This is a genomic window from Bradyrhizobium sp. CB82 (assembly GCF_029714405.1).
Lineage (GTDB): Bacteria > Pseudomonadota > Alphaproteobacteria > Rhizobiales > Xanthobacteraceae > Bradyrhizobium.
Map to the genome: position 1 here is coordinate 8,790,871 of NZ_CP121650.1, position 16,110 is coordinate 8,806,980.

The 16,110-nt window shown below is 64.7% G+C and carries 16 protein-coding genes, 1 pseudogene and 1 riboswitch; of the genes and pseudogenes, 6 read left to right on the forward strand and 11 right to left on the reverse strand.

All coding sequences use genetic code 11. The features are described 5' to 3' along the window. Window positions 1-44 precede the first annotated feature (44 nt). From QA640_RS41660 to QA640_RS41670, 3 genes are all read left to right on the forward strand, one after another. Window positions 45-404 (forward strand): VOC family protein, encoded by a 360-nt coding sequence (locus QA640_RS41660; protein ID WP_283038400.1) that lies wholly within the window; start codon window positions 45-47, stop codon window positions 402-404. Window positions 405-547: 143 nt separating this feature from the next. Beyond that, entirely contained in the window at window positions 548-940 is a 393-nt protein-coding gene (locus QA640_RS41665; protein WP_283038401.1) for an SRPBCC family protein, read from the forward strand. A gap of 114 nt (window positions 941-1,054) precedes the next feature. After that, window positions 1,055-1,507, forward strand: a complete 453-nt coding sequence (locus QA640_RS41670; protein ID WP_283038402.1) for a hypothetical protein — start codon at window positions 1,055-1,057, stop codon at window positions 1,505-1,507. A gap of 101 nt (window positions 1,508-1,608) precedes the next feature. Here QA640_RS41670 and QA640_RS41675 read toward each other — a convergent pair whose 3' ends face one another. The 4 genes and pseudogenes from QA640_RS41675 to QA640_RS41690 all read right to left on the reverse strand — a co-directional run bounded on the left by QA640_RS41675 (window position 1,609) and on the right by QA640_RS41690 (window position 5,545). Further along, the gene (locus QA640_RS41675) at window positions 1,609-3,075 is read right to left on the reverse strand and encodes an MATE family efflux transporter (protein WP_283038403.1); all 1,467 of its coding nucleotides are present in this window, start codon (window positions 3,073-3,075) and stop codon (window positions 1,609-1,611) included. Between the two features lie 247 nt (window positions 3,076-3,322). Further along, window positions 3,323-3,859: pseudogene (locus QA640_RS41680) on the reverse strand (hypothetical protein); the annotation flags it as partial. A 4-nt stretch (window positions 3,860-3,863) separates the two neighbouring features. Next, window positions 3,864-4,286: a PAS domain S-box protein gene (locus QA640_RS41685; protein WP_283038404.1), complete on the reverse strand. Its 423-nt coding sequence runs from the start codon at window positions 4,284-4,286 to the stop codon at window positions 3,864-3,866. Between the two features lie 152 nt (window positions 4,287-4,438). After that, entirely contained in the window at window positions 4,439-5,545 is a 1,107-nt protein-coding gene (locus QA640_RS41690; protein WP_283043049.1) for a 2'-deoxycytidine 5'-triphosphate deaminase, read from the reverse strand. A 109-nt stretch (window positions 5,546-5,654) separates the two neighbouring features. Continuing rightward, a riboswitch (SAM riboswitch) is annotated at window positions 5,655-5,734 on the forward strand. A 67-nt stretch (window positions 5,735-5,801) separates the two neighbouring features. Between QA640_RS41690 and QA640_RS41695 the strand changes: the two genes are divergently transcribed. Further along, the gene (locus QA640_RS41695) at window positions 5,802-6,998 is read left to right on the forward strand and encodes an O-succinylhomoserine sulfhydrylase (protein ID WP_283038405.1); all 1,197 of its coding nucleotides are present in this window, start codon (window positions 5,802-5,804) and stop codon (window positions 6,996-6,998) included. Window positions 6,999-7,158: 160 nt separating this feature from the next. On the opposite strand, the gene QA640_RS41700 is transcribed toward QA640_RS41695, so the two are convergent. From QA640_RS41700 to QA640_RS41710, 3 genes are read right to left on the reverse strand one after another with little or no spacing between them, the layout of a single operon-like run. Beyond that, the gene (locus tag QA640_RS41700) at window positions 7,159-8,151 is read right to left on the reverse strand and encodes an SGNH/GDSL hydrolase family protein (protein ID WP_283038406.1); all 993 of its coding nucleotides are present in this window, start codon (window positions 8,149-8,151) and stop codon (window positions 7,159-7,161) included. A gap of 12 nt (window positions 8,152-8,163) precedes the next feature. After that, window positions 8,164-8,943: an SGNH/GDSL hydrolase family protein gene (locus QA640_RS41705; RefSeq protein ID WP_283038407.1), complete on the reverse strand. Its 780-nt coding sequence runs from the start codon at window positions 8,941-8,943 to the stop codon at window positions 8,164-8,166. Continuing rightward, a complete protein-coding gene (locus QA640_RS41710) occupies window positions 8,943-10,229 on the reverse strand; it encodes an OpgC domain-containing protein (protein ID WP_283038408.1) in 1,287 nt (428 codons plus the stop codon). The genes QA640_RS41705 and QA640_RS41710 overlap by 1 nt, the downstream gene beginning before the upstream one ends. A 177-nt stretch (window positions 10,230-10,406) precedes the next feature. Between QA640_RS41710 and apaG the strand changes: the two genes are divergently transcribed. Then, window positions 10,407-10,802 carry a Co2+/Mg2+ efflux protein ApaG gene (gene apaG / locus QA640_RS41715; RefSeq protein WP_027521510.1) on the forward strand — a complete coding sequence of 132 codons (396 nt, stop codon included), beginning with the start codon at window positions 10,407-10,409 and terminating at the stop codon, window positions 10,800-10,802. Between the two features lie 156 nt (window positions 10,803-10,958). Here apaG and QA640_RS41720 read toward each other — a convergent pair whose 3' ends face one another. From QA640_RS41720 to QA640_RS41730, 3 genes are all read right to left on the reverse strand, one after another. Beyond that, the gene (locus QA640_RS41720; RefSeq protein ID WP_283038409.1) at window positions 10,959-11,966 is read right to left on the reverse strand and encodes an Hsp33 family molecular chaperone; all 1,008 of its coding nucleotides are present in this window, start codon (window positions 11,964-11,966) and stop codon (window positions 10,959-10,961) included. A gap of 241 nt (window positions 11,967-12,207) precedes the next feature. Beyond that, window positions 12,208-13,131 (reverse strand): ornithine carbamoyltransferase, encoded by a 924-nt coding sequence (gene argF / locus QA640_RS41725; RefSeq protein ID WP_283038410.1) that lies wholly within the window; start codon window positions 13,129-13,131, stop codon window positions 12,208-12,210. Continuing rightward, window positions 13,131-14,339, reverse strand: a complete 1,209-nt coding sequence (locus QA640_RS41730; protein ID WP_283038411.1) for an aspartate aminotransferase family protein — start codon at window positions 14,337-14,339, stop codon at window positions 13,131-13,133. Before QA640_RS41730 ends, argF begins: the two co-directional genes overlap by 1 nt. Window positions 14,340-14,797: 458 nt before the next feature. Here QA640_RS41730 and QA640_RS41735 point away from each other — a divergent pair, with 458 nt between their 5' ends. After that, a complete protein-coding gene (locus tag QA640_RS41735; protein ID WP_283038412.1) occupies window positions 14,798-15,310 on the forward strand; it encodes a GcrA family cell cycle regulator in 513 nt (170 codons plus the stop codon). 79 nt (window positions 15,311-15,389) lie between these two features. On the opposite strand, the gene phoB is transcribed toward QA640_RS41735, so the two are convergent. Next, entirely contained in the window at window positions 15,390-16,097 is a 708-nt protein-coding gene (gene phoB, locus QA640_RS41740) for a phosphate regulon transcriptional regulator PhoB (RefSeq protein WP_074122952.1), read from the reverse strand. Window positions 16,098-16,110 lie beyond the last annotated feature (13 nt).

The window sequence follows — 16,110 nt, forward strand, 5'->3', positions numbered from 1 at the left end:
CCATGCCGCGCCACGACGAAGCGCGCTTTGCAATGGAGACGATCATGTACGACCACATCGGCTTGCGCGTTGCCGATCTCGACGCCAGCACGCAGTTCTATACCGCGGTGCTGGGTCCCCTCGGCTATGTCCTGTGCTCGAGCGGCGACGGCTATGCCGGCTTCGGACCGAAGGGTAAGCCGGCGCTCTGGCTGCATCTGAACAAGGGACGCAAGGCCGACGGCGCCCACATCGCGTTCCGTGCCAAGGACCACGACGCCGTGAAGAAATTCCACAGCGAAGGCCTGAAATCCGGGGGCCGCGACAATGGCGGCGCCGGCCCGCGCAGGGACTACAGCCCGACCTATTACGCGGCGTTCTTGATCGATCCTGATGGCAACAATGTCGAGGCGGTTTGCGCGTGAGGCGTTGCCTCTAACTCCGTCATTGCGAGCGAAGCGAAGCAATCCAGAGTCTTTCCGCGGCGACAGTCTGGATTGCTTCGTCGCTTCGCTCCTCGCAATGACGGATGCTTGTAGGACCACCTTCCCCCATCAAGGACTCAACCATGGCCTCCATCCACAACGACGTTCCTCTCAACGCTCCAGCACACAAAGTGTGGGACGCGGTGCGTGATTTCGGTGCCTTGCACGAACGCCTGGTGCCCGGCTTCGTCACCGCCTGCACGCTCGACGGTGACGCGCGCATCGTCACCTTCTCCAACGGCTCGGTCGCGCGCGAAGTGCTGGTCGATTGCGACGAGGCGCGGCAGCGGCTGGTCTATGCGATCAACAACGAGCGGCTGAAGAACTACAGCGCCTCGGTTCAGGTGATCGCGGACGGCGAAGCGAAGTGCCGCCTGGTCTGGATCATCGACATGCTGCCGAACGAGCTCGCGCCCTATGTGCAGGGACAGACGAAAGAGGCCGTGCACGCGATGCACAGGGCCTTCCCCGGCTAGCGGTTCCTCTGTGAGAATTCTCACAGAGCCCTCTCCGCACCGGCTCTAATCATGGCGCCGTGCGTCCGTTTGGCTCCGCCCTCCCCGCGGCGCCACGCATGCAAGGAGCAAGCCATGAGAGGTGCTGACAAGGTGATCTGCCAGGCAGCCGCCGTGCTGTTGCTGTTTTCCATCACGAGCCCGCCGGCCCGCGCGCAGTTGGCAGGTTTCGGTGGCGGCGCCGACGGTCAGGACATGATGACCCAGATGGCGCCGATGCTGGAGATGATGAAGGCGAAAATGGGCAAGCGCCGTTTCGCCATTCTGATGAAGACCATGGGCCCGATGATGAGCCGCATGATGGAGAATGGCGGCTTTGGCGGCATGATGGGCGGCGGCGGTTTGGGCGGCATGCCGATGGATAGCTACGGCGGCTACGCGCCAATAAGCGGCACGGGCGTGGGCGGCGGCGACATCAGGGGCATGCTCGGCGGCTCAGGTGGCGGCGACATCATGGCGATGATTCCACAATTGATGCGGCTCGCGAATGTCGGCGGTGGCGGCCACCGCCGCCACAGGCATCACTAAAGCGGGACGGGTTTTGGTTGAATCGATGCGATGCCGAGGATTCACCCTCCCGGAGGGAGAGGCGTCCCCATGCGACTGATCGTACTTGATCTCATCACGCTTTAGTCCGCGGCGGCCGACAGCGCCGGACGGATTTCGGCCCTGCTCGCGCGCGGCCCCCAGCGCGTCAGCACCACGCTGGAACACGAGAGCGTTCCAAGCACGACCATCGAGCTTGCCGCGAGCCAGAAGAAGCTTTGCGCGGTCGCGGCATGCGTCGACAGCCACCAACCGCAGACAGCGATGTAGATGAGCCGCGCAGTCTGCGCCAGCACCGGCCCCAGAACTTTAGCCGCGCCTTGCGATGAAAAATACATTGCCGTGGCGAGGCCCATGAAGGCATAGAAGGGCGCGACGGTGGAGAGATACTGATGGCTGGTCGCGCGCACGGTCGCGCTGTCGGTAAAGATATTGACCCAGAGATCGGGGAAGATGGCAACGAGGCTCGCGGGCGTGCCGACGGCGAGAAACGCGGCCACGCCAGCCGTCCAGGCAATGCGGCGCGCGCGTGCGATCTTGCCGCCGCCGATCGCCATGCCGACCATCGGCACCGAGGCGATGCCGAATGCGAAGGCGATCGAGATCAGCAAAAATTCGAGCCGCGCGCCGACGCCGTAACCGGCGAGGATGGCGGTACCGAATTTCGCCAGCATGTGGGTGAGGATCGAGACGGTCAGCACCGATTGCAGCGGCGAGAAGCAGGCGACCGCACCGACTTTCAGGATGTCGAAGAACATCGCCCACTGGACTTTCAAGCCGGCCAGCTTGGGCACGACGCGGGCGCGGCCGGAAAACAGGTACCAGCTCATCACGCCGATGTTGATCGTGTAGGCGATCAGCGCACCGGCAGCGACGCCGCGCATGCCGAACTGTGGTATCGGCCCAAGCCCGAGACCCAGCGTGCCGCCCAAAATGATCTGGCACACCGCCGAATTGAGCATCAACAGCGACGGCAGTTTCATGTTGCCGGTGCCGCGCAGCACGCCGGCCAAGGTATTGAGCAGCCAGGCCAGCACCGCACCGCCGAAGAACACCTGCGTATAGGCGATCGCCTGCGCCAGCACATTGCCGCGGCCGCCAAGCAGCTCGAGCAGACGCGGCCCGAAGATCAGCATGCCCAGCATGAAGACGAGGCCGAAGGTGATGCCGATCAGGAGCGCATGCGCGGCGAGCGTTCCGGCACGCTCGCGATCGCCCGCACCCAGCGCACGCGCGATCGCGGAAGCCACGGCGCCGCCCATGGCGCCGCCGGACATCGTCATCATCAGGATCACGCAGGGAAACACCAGCGCCATCGCGGCGAGCGATTCCACGCCGAGGCGACCGATATAGGAGGTTTCCGCGATCACCACGCAGGTGCCCGCCGACAGCCCGATCACGTTCGGCCAGGCGAGCCCGAGCAGCGTGCGCAGGATCGGCCCGTCGACCAGCGCGCTGCGCGGCGCGCCAACCTTGACCGGTCGCGATGGCGGCGGCTTGGGACGCTCCTCCTGATCGACCGGAATCTCGGCAACGCCGACGTCGGACATTTCCTCTCCGATAAAGACTTTTGAAGAGCGCTAGGGCGATCGGGCCGGAGCGTCTGTCAACATGATCACGTTCAAGGTCAATTGACTGATGCACGCCCTGGACGAACGCGATGAACGGCTCGTGTTAGCACGCCACGGGCCGATTCCTCCTGCGTCCGGTGCAATCGTGCCCTGCGGCAGCGCATTCAGAAGGTCGAAGCTGCTTCCCGCAAGCGGGGCGAGGTGGAGTGCGTGGACCCAAGCTTCGTCAACAGATGCTCCACACCAGCGGCGGCTTGCCGCCTGCACCCGGTTGCAGCCTGACATCGATATGCCGCCCGCACCCGGCCGCAAGCCCTTCGAACAGCCCCTCCAACACTTTTGCGCAGGCGCGGTGATAGTCGGCGACGTCTTCCATCAGCTTCCAGCCTTGCTGGCAAATCTCGAACGCGCCTTCGGACCTCGTCGTCTCGACCGCATCGTCCTGTGCCGCGAGTAGCGCGTTCAGGAGCGAGGCAAACTCTGTCGCGCCGCCGCGGCTCATTCCCAGCGCCGCCGCAACCTCGTCAAAATACTGCATGCCGATCAGCTTGCCCGTGAGATGCAGAAGATATCCGCCATCCTCGGGTCCGAACAATTGCACCATCACGGGCGCGGCGGTGCGGACATATTCCATCGCGTAGTTGCGATAGGCCTTTTCCAGCCGCGGTCTTGGCCAGCTTGCAACCGGCAGCGCCGGCGCGCTGTTCGCATCGAATGGTGGTGCGTCGAGATGGCGCGCGAACGCCAGTCCCTCGCGCAATTCCGCATCACGAACTTCGCGGCGGCGACGCAGCCTTGGCCGCGCGCTCGCGCTCGACCCGCTCGGTCACGTCGCGCGCCATCGCCACCGATCCCTGCACGGCACCGCCGGCATCCCGCACCAGCGCAAACGTCATCTCGATGTAAAGCTTGCGTCCGCTCTTGTGCAGCGCGCGGGTCAGCGTGGGCCGGCCGGCAAGCTTCATCGTCCCGCTCGACATCGCTGCCTCAAAGCCCTTCCAGTGCGCGGCGCGCAAATGCTCGGGAATGATCAGGTCGAGGTTCTGGCCGAGCGCCTCCTGCGCGGAGAAACCGAACAGGGCGCAGGATGCACGATTCCATCGGACGATCGTGCCGGCCCGATCCGAAGAGATCAGCGCATCTGCGGCATCGTCGAGGATTCGTGCGTCGAGCTCGGGGTGTTCACTCATGTCCGCCTCCGCTCGCGAAGAGTATCACACATCGAGGTGTCATCGCCCGACTTGATCGGGCGATCCAGGTACTCCCAGATGTTCGTGCCAGAGCCGAAATGCCGCGGCGTACTATTCCCTGCTTTCGCGGGGATTGACAGCGGAGTTTGTGGCTACACCCGGAAATGCTTGCTCAGCTTCAGGCCCTGCGCCTGGTAGTTGGAGCCGATGCGCTGGCCGTACATCGCATCGGGCCGCGCCAGCATCTTCTCGTAGACGAGGCGGCCGACGATCTGGCCATGCTCGAGGATGAAAGGCACTTCGCGCGAGCGCACTTCGAGCACCGCGCGGGCGCCCTGCCCACCGGCACCGGCATAGCCGAAGCCGGGATCGAAGAAGCCGGCATAGTGCACGCGGAATTCGCCGACGAGCGGATCGAACGGCACCATCTCCGCGGCGTAGTCCGGCGGCACCTGCACGGCCTCTTTCGACGCGAGGATATAGAACTCGCCGGGATCGAGAATCAGGCTGCCGTCCGGACGCGCCGAGATCGGCTCCCAAAAATCCTCGACCGCGTAGCCGGCGCGGCGATCGACATCGACGACGCCGGTGTGGCGCTTGGCACGATAGCCGACGAAGCCGCCGCCCTTCTCACCGGAGAGATCGACGGAGACGGCGACGCCGCCGGTGAGATCGGCCTCGTCGATGTCGATGAGGCGCTCGGCCGCATGCAGTGCCTCGAGCTCGTCAATGTTGAGGATGGCATCGCCGGTGCGAAAGCGCACCTGCGAGAGCCGCGACCCCTCGCTCACCAGCACCGGAAACGTTTTTGGGCTGATCTCGGCATAGAGCGGGCCATGATAGCCGGCGCCGATCATGTCGAAGCGCCGCGTGCCGTCGGCGATCACGCGAGTGAAGACATCGAGCCGGCCGGTCGAGCTTTTCGGATTGGCGGCCGCGACGATCTCCGGCGGCAGCGCGAGGCTCTCGAGCAGCGGCACGATGTAGACGCAGTTGGTCTCCAGCACCGCGCCGTCGGTGAGGCTGAACTCGTGCAGCTTCAACTCGTCGATGCGCTCGGCGACGGTGGCGCCGGGTCCGGGCAGGAAGCTCGCGCGCACGCGGTAGGCGATGTCGCCGAGGCGCAAATCGAGGCTGGCCGGCTGGATCTGGGCCTCGACGAAGTCGTAGGCGGGCAGGATGAGCCCGCCATCCGCCATCGCCGCGATCATGCGGTCGGGCAGGATACCATTGGCGTCGGCGGCGACCGTGAACGTCAACCGGTGGTCCTCATCTCGGGTCAAACGCATCCAAAAATGCGGAAAAACGAACCTTTTATCGCTATCCGATGGATGCCTTGACGAAAAGGGCATGGCGGAATATGAGCATGACTTATCCCGTGGTGATTTGAGCCGGCCGGCTTGCAGCCACGTTAAATAAATCGCTAAACAGGCCGGGGACCCATGTGATCCCGGCCAGTGGAGATATCCAGGCCGGTTTTTTTGTGACCATTTAGGTGGTCACATTGGAGGTCCTATGTCGAAGTCCCCGGCGTCCGCCGCACAATACCGTCCCGAAACCCGGCTGGTCCATTCCGGTACCCTGCGCTCGCAATATGGCGAGACGTCCGAGGCGCTGTTCCTCACGCAGGGTTACGTTTACGCGAGCGCCGAGGAGTGCGAGGCGCGGTTCAAGGGCGAGGACCCCGGCTTCATCTATTCGCGCTACTCCAACCCGACGATCGCAATGTTCGAGCAGCGCATGATCGAGCTCGAGGGCGCCGAGGCCGCCCGCTCGGCGGCGACCGGCATGGCCGCGGTGACGACGGCGATCCTGGCGCCCTTGAAGGCCGGTGATCACGTGGTGGCGTCGCGGGCGCTGTTCGGCTCGTGCCTCTACGTGGTGCAGGATCTGTTGCCGCGCTACGGCATCCAGACCACGCTGGTCGACGGCCTCGATCTCGATCAGTGGCAGCGCGCGGTCAAGCCCAACACCAAGACGTTCTTCCTGGAGAGCCCGACCAATCCGACGCTCGACGTGCTCGACATTCCCGCCATCGCCGAGATCGCCCACAAGGGCGGCGCGCGGCTCGTCGTCGACAACGTGTTCGCGACGCCGATCTGGCAGAGCCCGCTGGCGCTAGGCGCCGACGTCGTCGTCTATTCCGCGACCAAGCATATCGACGGCCAGGGCCGGTGTCTCGGCGGCATCATCCTGTCGTCGGAAGCGTTCATCGCCGAGCACATCCATAACTTCATGCGCCAGACCGGGCCGTCGATCTCGCCGTTCAACGCCTGGGTCTTGCTCAAGGGGCTGGAGACGCTTGGCGTGCGCGTGCGTGCGCAGACCGACACGGCAGCCCGCGTCGCCGAAGTGCTCGCGAGCCATCCCAAAATCTCGCGGCTGATCTTTCCCGGCCGCGCCGATCATCCGCAGGCGGCGCTGGTGAAGAAGCAGATGCGCGGCGGCTCGACGCTGGTCGGCTTCGAGGTCAAGGGCGGCAAGCAGGCGGCGTTCCGCGTGCTCAATGCGCTGAGGCTCGCCAAGATTTCCAACAATCTCGGCGACGCCAAGAGCCTGGTGACACACCCGGCCACCACGACGCATCAGCGCCTGAAGCCGGAAGACCGCGCCGCGCTCGGCATCAGCGAGGGCTTCATCCGCTTCTCCGCGGGGCTCGAGCACGCGGACGATCTGATCGAGGATCTCACCGCTGCGCTGGAGAAGGCGTGAGGCCTGTGTTGAACCGTAGGATGGGCAAAGCCACCGGGTCGCGCGAACGCGCGCCCGATGACAGGCTCCGCGTGCCCACCACTTCTGCCGACGTTCTGGCTAGATGAGTGGTGGACACGGCCCTAACGCGCCTTTGCTCACCTGCCAGAGGTACGACGGCTCACATCGGCCGGTACCTCCGCACGTCGGCAGGCACGTTGACGCCGAGCTTGATCTGGCCGACGGAGCGGATGATGTCGTCGCCGAGGAGCTGCGCGAAGCAGGCGTAACCCCAATCATTCATGTGCAGGCCGTCGGAGATCACGAAACTCTCGACCGGAATGGCCTGCTTCTCGTGCCAGTCGCGCATCACCTCGAAGCGCGGGAAGATACCGACGTGACGGAGCTCGGCGACGCGGCCGAGCAGCTTCACCATCTTGCCGGCGCTTTCGGGGCGCTCGGTGACGCGCGGCGAATATTGCGGATCGACCAGCACGATGTCGGCATCGCCGGCCGCCTGGATGCGTGTGATGCCGTCTTCGACGAGCTTGGCTGTGTCGCCCGGATCGAGGTTGCGCAGCACCGCGTTGGTTCCGACCTGCCAGATCACGAGATCCGGATGCACGTCGATCACCTCCTTCTGGAGGCGCTTCATCATTTCGGGCGCGTCCTCGCCGCCGACACCTGCGTTGATGACGGTGATGTCAGCGGTCGGATATTGCCGGCGAAGCTGCGCGGTGAGACGGTTGGGATAGTTGAAATCGGGCGAGCTCGCACCGAAGCCCGCCGTCGACGACGATCCGAATGCGACGATCACGACCGGCTTGCCGGCGACCAGCTTGCTCGCGACATGCGGCAGCGAGCCCATCGATTTCGCGCCGCCCTTGGGCGGCAGGCACGGCACGCGGCTAAAGATGTCGCCGGCCGATTTGGCGACCTGCTTGACCTTGTCGATGGCCCGCGCGGTGAGGCCGCGCTGCCCGGGAGATTCTTGCTGGCTGGTCGCGGTGGTCGTGGTCGGCGGCGCGGGCGCCGGATTAGCGGCCTGCGGGGCCGTCGGCGCGGCAGCCACGGCCTGCGCGCGGGCGGGCGACAGCGATGCAGGGATCAGCAGCGCGACCGCTACGGGCGCAGCCAAACATGCCGTCAGGCCAAAAGGGCGGAAAGAACTCATTTACGCTAAACCTCAGTTTTGCTGCTGGGCCGGACCAAGATGGGCGGCATCGACGACGAACTGCGCCAGCGCCCGGCCAAGGCAATCATGGACCTGTTTCGCCAACTCCGGTCCGCGCGCCGGATTGAAGAGGTCGAACTGACCCTGGTCATTCCATTGACGCATGATCGCGAAACGGTCGAACAGCGGGATATCATGCTCCTGCGCCACCACGCGCATGTTATCGAGATAGGGCGGCACCGAGATCATGGTTTCGGTCCGCGGGCTATACTGCAAGTTCATCAATATAACGTCGGCCCCCGCATTTTGCAGTGCAGTAACGCCACCCGTGACGGCACCGCGGAACTCATCGGGATCAATGGATCGGATAGCATCCACGGTCCCGGTCTGCCAGATGACCAAAGTAGGCTTTTTCGCTTCCATAAGCTTAACGAAGGTGATTGCGGCCTCTTCAGCCGTCTTCTTGCTCTGTAGTTCTACGGAGACGTGGACCGCTTCCGATCGCAGCTTCTCCTTCAAGCTCGCCTGAAGACGGGCCGGATAGGAACTCTCTTCCGACGACGGGATGGTGGTCGACCGGCTGCCGATGACCAGGATTTCGAACGGTTTTTCGCTCTTGACGGCCTCGGCGACCTTCGGGAGCCGGCTTTCGGTGGCGAGCAGGTAGGAGGGCACCTCACAGGCGGCAGGCCCTGCGGGAGCAGCAGGCGCAGCATTATCCTCCGCGCGCGCGGATGGCGCGGCGAGAGCACCGCACAGCAGGATCAGGCTCAGGAGAACCTTCGCCTTCATCAGCCCCCTCCCGCCAGATCGGCGTTGCCGACGGCGTTTTTGGTTTTCGAACCGCTCTTGTCGGCTACTTGCTTGTACCACGAAATCACCCAGGCCATGGCCCACATGATCAGGATTCCGCAGAGGCTAATCAGCGCATGCATGCCGGGGCCGCCGGACACCTCGGCCAGGATGAAATGGCCCGCGAAGGCCAGGAACACGCCGAGGCAGAAGATCTCCAGCGAATGCTGCCCGCAGAGGATCAGCGGCCTCAGGAGGGACGATTTCAGGCCCGGCCAGTCCCGCGGCAGGAAGCGCACGGTGAGCGCGGCCAGCGCCAGGAAATGCGTGAAGCGCAACACGTCGAGATCGGTCTTGTCGATCGGATACATCCACTGCTCGATCCGCTTCGGCATGAAATGGGAGAGCTGTGGCAGGTACCAGGTCAGCGTCACGTAGAACGCCGCCAGCAGATAGGCGATCGAGATCCACATCGTCACGGGGGATGCCAGGATCCGCGACATGCGCCGCGCACCTCCGAGCGCACACCAGGCACCGAATACGAACAGCAATTGCCAGGCGAGCGGGTTGAAGGCCCAGAAGCCGTTCGGATAGGCCGAGAAATAGAGGTCGAACTCCCAGGTCACCACGTAGAGCACGACCGACAGGCCGAGCGTGAGATCCGGCTTCCATTTCATCAGCCAGAGGATCAGCGGCAAGGCCAGCATCAACACGATGTAGAGCGGCAGCACGTCCATGTTGACGGGCCGGAAGCGCAGCAGCAGCGCCTGCACGATGGTGACGTCGGGCTGCTTGAGGAAATCCATGATGCCCATCTCTTCCGTGTAGAGCGGGTTCTCGAAGCTGGTCGCGACGTAGGAGATTTCCGCGAGGAAGATCGTGAACAGGAAGACGTGAGCGACATAGATCTGCCAGACCCGGCGCAGGACGCGCGCGGTGGCGATGACGATGCCGGAGTCCAGCATCGCGCGGCCGTAGACGAAGGCCGCGGTGTAACCGGATATGAAGATGAAGATCTCGGTGGCGTCGCTGAAGCCATAGTTGCGGATGGTGAACCAGGTCAAAAGGTTGGGCGGCAGATGGTCGATGAAGATCAGCCACAACGCCAGCCCGCGGAACAGGTCGAGCCGGAGTTCACGCTCGCCGATGACGGGCAGTGTGACGGCGGGCGCCGCCGCGCGGAGCTTCGCCTCGACGGACTTCGCCTCCAGGGACTTCGCCTCCAGGGACTTGGCATCCGCGGTTCCGGCGATCGGCGATCCCGTCACTTGGTCGGCAATGGTCATCGGGCCAAAACCCTTGCGCAAATCGCAACGTTTGAGGAGTGTACCGGGCCGGTGGCCTGCTCGCAAAGAAACAGGATCACATTGGGGTGTAACTCGGTGCCAATTCGGGCGGCACGATGTCGCTGACACCACGGGCCGCGATTGGTTCCCGGCAAGGTTTTCGTTATGATGGCAACCATGTACCGTGCCGTGACCCGCCAGATCGAAGTGACCGTCGAGCCGAATTTTGTCCCGGAGCAGTCGTCAGCCGAGCGCTCGCGCTACTTCTGGTCCTACACCATCGTGATCACCAATTCCGGCGACGAGACCGTGCAGCTCAAGACGCGGCACTGGATCATCACCGACGCGACGGGGCGGCAGCAGGAGGTCAAGGGCGAGGGCGTGATCGGCGAGCAGCCGATCCTCGCGCCCGGCGAGCGCTACGAATACACCTCCGGCGTCCCGCTCTCGACCGCCTCGGGCTTCATGACCGGCCGCTACCAGATGGTCAACGAAAGCGGCGAGCGGTTCGAGATCGACGTGCCGACGTTCTCGCTGGACAGCCCCGACGGCGGCAAACGAGTGTTGAACTGACCCGCGGCACGCCACCGTCGGGTGGGCCAGGCCGCATAGCCCCGTGCCGACCGTCTCACGACGAATGCAGCGGAAGTGGTGGGCACGCCATGTCATCGGGCGCGCGTTCGCGCGACCCCGGTGGCTTTGCCTACCCTACGATTTCCGAATGCTTGGCTACGCGTTTTCGACGCCGGCCTCATGCGGCGTGAATTGATACACCGAGCTACAGAACTCGCAGGTCACGACGACCTTGTCGTCCTTGACCATCGCGGCACGGTCATCCGGCGAAAAGCTCTTCAGCATCGACGCCACTGCGTCGCGCGAGCAGGAGCATTCCGCTTTCAGACTCTGCGGCTTGAACACGCGCACGCCGCGCTCGTGAAAGAGGCGGTACAGCAGCCGCTCGCCGGAGAGATCGGGATCGATCAGCTCGACGTCCTCGACCGTGCCGATCAGCGAGCGCGCCTCGACCCAGGCATCATCCTCGGCAACCGTATGCGGCGTGGTGCCCTCGGGCGCGTCGCCGGGATGCAGATCGGCCTGGCGCGCGCGTTCGGGCGCCTTCGGCAGGAACTGCATCAAGAGGCCGCCGGCGCGCCAGCGGTGCTTGCCGCCGTCGCTTGAGCGCCATTCCTCACCGACTGCGAGACGCACCTGGGTCGGGATCTGCTCGGAGCGCAGGAAGTACTCATGCGCGGCGTCTTCCAGGCTGCCGCCGTCGAGTGCGACGAGGCCTTGGTAGCGGCTCATGTCCGGACCCTGGTCGATGGTCATGGCGAGATGGCCGCGGCCGAGCAGCGAGCCGGAGTCTTTGGCCTCGCCGAGCCGCGAGGCGTCGTAGCGGGCATAGGCGCGCAGGCGGTTGGGCGCCTTGAGGTCGACCACCAGGAATGACACCGGGCCGTCAGTCTGCGCCTGGAGGATGAAGCGGCCTTCGAATTTCAGCGCCGAGCCGAGCAGCGTCGTCAGCACGATGGCCTCGCCGAGCAGCTTGCCGACCGGCGCGGGGTAATCGTGCTTGGCGAGAATATCGTCGAGCGCGGGCCCGAGCCGGGTCAAGCGCCCGCGCACGTCGAGCGCATCGACCTCGAAGGGCAGCACGGCATCGTCGACGGGAACGGAAGACGGCGCGCGGACCGGGCTTTCGGGCCCGGCTTTGATGTCAGGGGATTGCGAGACCATGGCGCTCTATCTGGGGTCGGAGGACGTGAAATGGAAGGGGCGCAAAATGGAAGGGGCGCAAGGCAGCGCGTTCCGAACGTGAATGGGCGCACAAATAAACCACAAGCTCAGTGTCGCCCTGGCGAAAGCCAGGCCCCATAACGCCGGAAAGGAGTCGCAGCGCGAGCTGGCAATCACCAATCTCGCCAAACTACAGCCGGTGGTAATGGATCCTGACTTTTGCCAGGACGGCGATCCGGACCTATTTCACCGCATCAAAACACCAGGCCAAGATGCCCTTCTGCGCGTGCAGGCGGTTCTCGGCCTCGTCGAACACGACGGATTGCGGGCCATCGATCACCTCGTCAGTGACTTCCTCGCCGCGATGGGCGGGCAGGCAGTGCATGAACAGCGCGTCGGGCTTGGCGAGCGACATCAGCTTGGCGTTGACCTGGTATGGCTTGAGCACGTTGTGACGGTGCTCGCCTTCCTTGTCGCCCATCGAGACCCAGGTGTCGGTGACGACGCAATCGGCGCCGCGCACCGCTGCCTCCGGATCGGTGCCCAGCATGATCGGGGCGCCCGTCGCCTTGACCCAGTCCCGCATCGCCTTTTTCGGCGCGAGCTCCGGCGGGGTCGCGACATTGAGGTTGAACTTGAAGCGCTCGGCGGCATGCGCCCAGGAGGCGAGAACGTTGTTGTCGTCGCCGGTCCAGGCCACCGTCTTGCCCTCGATCGACCCGCGATGCTCCTCATAGGTCATGAGGTCGGCCATCACCTGACAGGGATGCGAGCGCCGCGTCAGCCCGTTGATGACCGGCACGGTCGCGTTCGCTGCGAGCTCGAGCAGCGCATCGTGATTGAGGATGCGGATCATGATCGCATCGACATAACGCGACAGCACGCGCGCGGTGTCGGCGATGGTCTCGCCGCGGCCGAGCTGCATCTCGGCACCGGTGAGCATGATGGGCTCGCCACCGAGCTGGCGCATGGCGACATCGAACGACACCCGCGTTCGCGTCGACGGGCGCTCGAAGATCATCGCCAGCGTCCTGCCCTCCAGCGGCTTGACCGGCTGATGCGCCTTCTGCTTCGCCTTCATGGCGGAGGAGGCGGCGAGCATGCTCTTGAGCTCGGACAGCGGCAGCTCGTTGATGTCCAGGAAGTGCTTGGGCGTCTTGCTCATCAGCTTGCCGCCCGTGTCTTGAGACTGGATGCGATCGCCGTGCAGGCGCGCTCGAGCCGCGCGACGCCTTCCTCGATCTCGCCTTCCGTGACGATCAAAGGCGGCAGGAAGCGCACGACATTGTCGCCGGCGCCGACGGTGAGCAGCTTTTCGTCGCGCAAGGTCGTGACGAGGTCGCCCGAGGGCACCACGGCCTTGATGCCGATCAAGAGCCCCTCGCCGCGCACCTCGCTGACGATTTCGGGATGGCGGTCGATCACGGAGGCGAGCTTCTGCTTGAGCAGCAGCGACATCTTCTGCACGTGATCGAAGAAGCCGGGCTTGAGCATGACGTCGAGCACGGCGTTCGCCGCGGAGACAGCGAGCGGATTGCCGCCGAAGGTCGAGCCGTGAGAGCCCGGCGTCATGCCGGATGCCGCCTCGGCCGTCGCAAGGCACGCGCCGATCGGAAAGCCGCCGCCGAGTGCTTTCGCGAGCGACATCACGTCCGGGGTCACGCCGAGGCGGCGATGCGCGAAGAGATCGCCGGTGCGGCCCATGCCGGTCTGCACCTCGTCGAAGGCGAGCAGAAGGCCATGCTCGTCGCAGAGCTGGCGCAGAGCACGATAGAAGGCGGGAGGCGCCGAGCGCACGCCACCCTCGCCCTGGATCGGCTCGATCAGGATGCCCGCGGTCTGCGGGCCGATGGCCTTCTTGACGGCTTCGAGATCGCCATGCGGCACCTGGTCGAACCCGTCCATCGGCGGACCAAAACCTTCGAGATATTTTGCAGCCCCCGTGGCGGCGAGGGTTGCCAGCGTGCGGCCATGGAAGGCCCCCTCGAAAGTGATCATGCGGTAGCGCTCGGGATGACTCTTGGAGGCGTGATAGCGGCGCACCACCTTGATCACGCATTCCATTGCCTCGGCGCCGGAATTGCAGAAGAACACGAAGTCCGCAAAGCTCTCGTTGCAGAGCCTGACCGCGAGCTTCTCGCCATCAGGGCTCTGGAACAGGTTCGACATGTGCCAGAGTTTCGTGGCCTGCTCCTGCAAGGCCTTGACCAAAGCGGGATGCGCGTGGCCCAGCGCATTCACGGCGACGCCCGAGGTGAAGTCGAGATAGCGCTCGCCATTGGTCGCGACCAGCCAGCAGCCCTCGCCGCGCTCGAAGCCGAGCTCGGCCCTGGCGAAGACGGGAAGCAGATGCGTCGCGGCGCTGTTGGTCATGACGGTCACTTGAATGTTGAGGCCGGCTCACGAGACTGCGTTGCGCAGCGCATCATTGACCTGCCCGGAAAACGAAACGTGCCGCCTTTTAAGGGCGGCACGTGTCACTATTTTATGCTTGGAAAAACCGCTGTCAATGCCGCCAGAAGGCCCTGTAGGCCACGCGACCCGTAGTCTTGCGGTGGTGATTTTGAGGGGTTTTTACTACGGAACATGTGGACGCGGAGCCGCAGACTCTTGCGCGGGAGTCACGCCATATTGTAGCGTTTCCCCTGTCAGATACGACATCTCGTGCAGCAGTTCTGATCCTCTAAGTCCTCCTGTACCGGCGTAACGTTCGGGTGCCTCGATCGCGCCCGGCGAGCCTTAAGGGATTCTGGCAGCACGGGTTTTTCGAGGCTTAGACATCGCCACGCGGCCCAAGGATTGGCTGACCGTGCGGCGAAGGAAAGGGTGCAATGACGGTTTTGACCTGGTCCGACGATCGCGTCGAGCAATTGAGAAAGCTCTGGGAAGCCGGGCTTTCGGCCAGCCAGATCGCTGCCGAGCTCGGAAATGTGACGCGCAACGCCGTAATCGGCAAGGTGCACCGGCTGGGCCTGTCCGGCCGCGCCAAGAGCCCGTCCTCGGCGGCTCCCCGGCCGCGCAAGGCGCGCCCAGCACAGCACATGATGCGGGTGAGCCGCCCGATTGCCCGCGGCAACACCGCACTCGCGCAGGCCTTCGAGGTCGAGGTCGAGCCCGACCCGATCACCTATGACAATGTCGTTCCGATGAGCCAGCGCCTGTCGCTGCTCGAGCTCAACGAAGCGACCTGTCACTGGCCGGTCGGCGATCCCTCGAGCCCGGACTTCTTCTTCTGCGGCGGCAAATCGCTCTCGGGGCTGCCCTACTGCGCGCAGCACTCGCGCGTCGCCTACCAGCCGGCAGCCGATCGCCGGCGCGCACCGACGAAGCCGGGTACGCGCTGACCCTGTCACAAACGGCAACGTCCCGGCTTTAGGCCGGGACGTTCGGTCGGGAGATTCAGCGCGCCTCCGGCGCGCTTTTTTACGTCTGCTCGGCCTTCGCAAACCGATCATCCAGCGCGTAGCCGGCGCCGCGGACGGTGCGGATCGGGTCCTGCTCGCGGCCGAGATTGAGCAGCTTGCGCAGGCGGCCGATGTGGACGTCGACGGTGCGCTCGTCGATATAGATGTCGCGGCCCCAGACGCTGTCGAGCAACTGCTCACGCGAGAACACCCGGCCGGGATGCTCCAGGAAGAACTCCAAGAGGCGATATTCGGTCGGGCCGAGGTCGATCGGCCGTCCGGAGCGCGCGACGCGGCGCTTCTCGCGGTCGAGCTCGATGTCGCCATAGGCGAGCACGGTGGCAAGCCGCTCGGGGCTCGCGCGCCGCAGAAGCCCCTTCACGCGCGCGAGAAGCTCGGGCACGGAGAACGGCTTGACGATGTAGTCGTCGGCGCCGGTGGCAAGCCCGCGCACCCGCTCGCTCTCCTCGCCGCGCGCGGTGAGCATGATGATCGGCAGCTGCTTGGTCTCGGGCCTCGTACGAAGCCTGCGACACAACTCGATGCCGGACAGACCCGGCAGCATCCAGTCCAGCACGATCAAATCGGGGATGTGCTCCTTGAGACGGGTATCGGCGTCGTCGCCGCGCATCACCGTCTCGACATCGTAGCCGTCGCCTTCGAGGTTGTAGCGCAACAGCTCGGTCAGCGCTTCCTCGTCCTCAACAACCATAATGCGTGCGCCCATGGCGTCGTCGCTC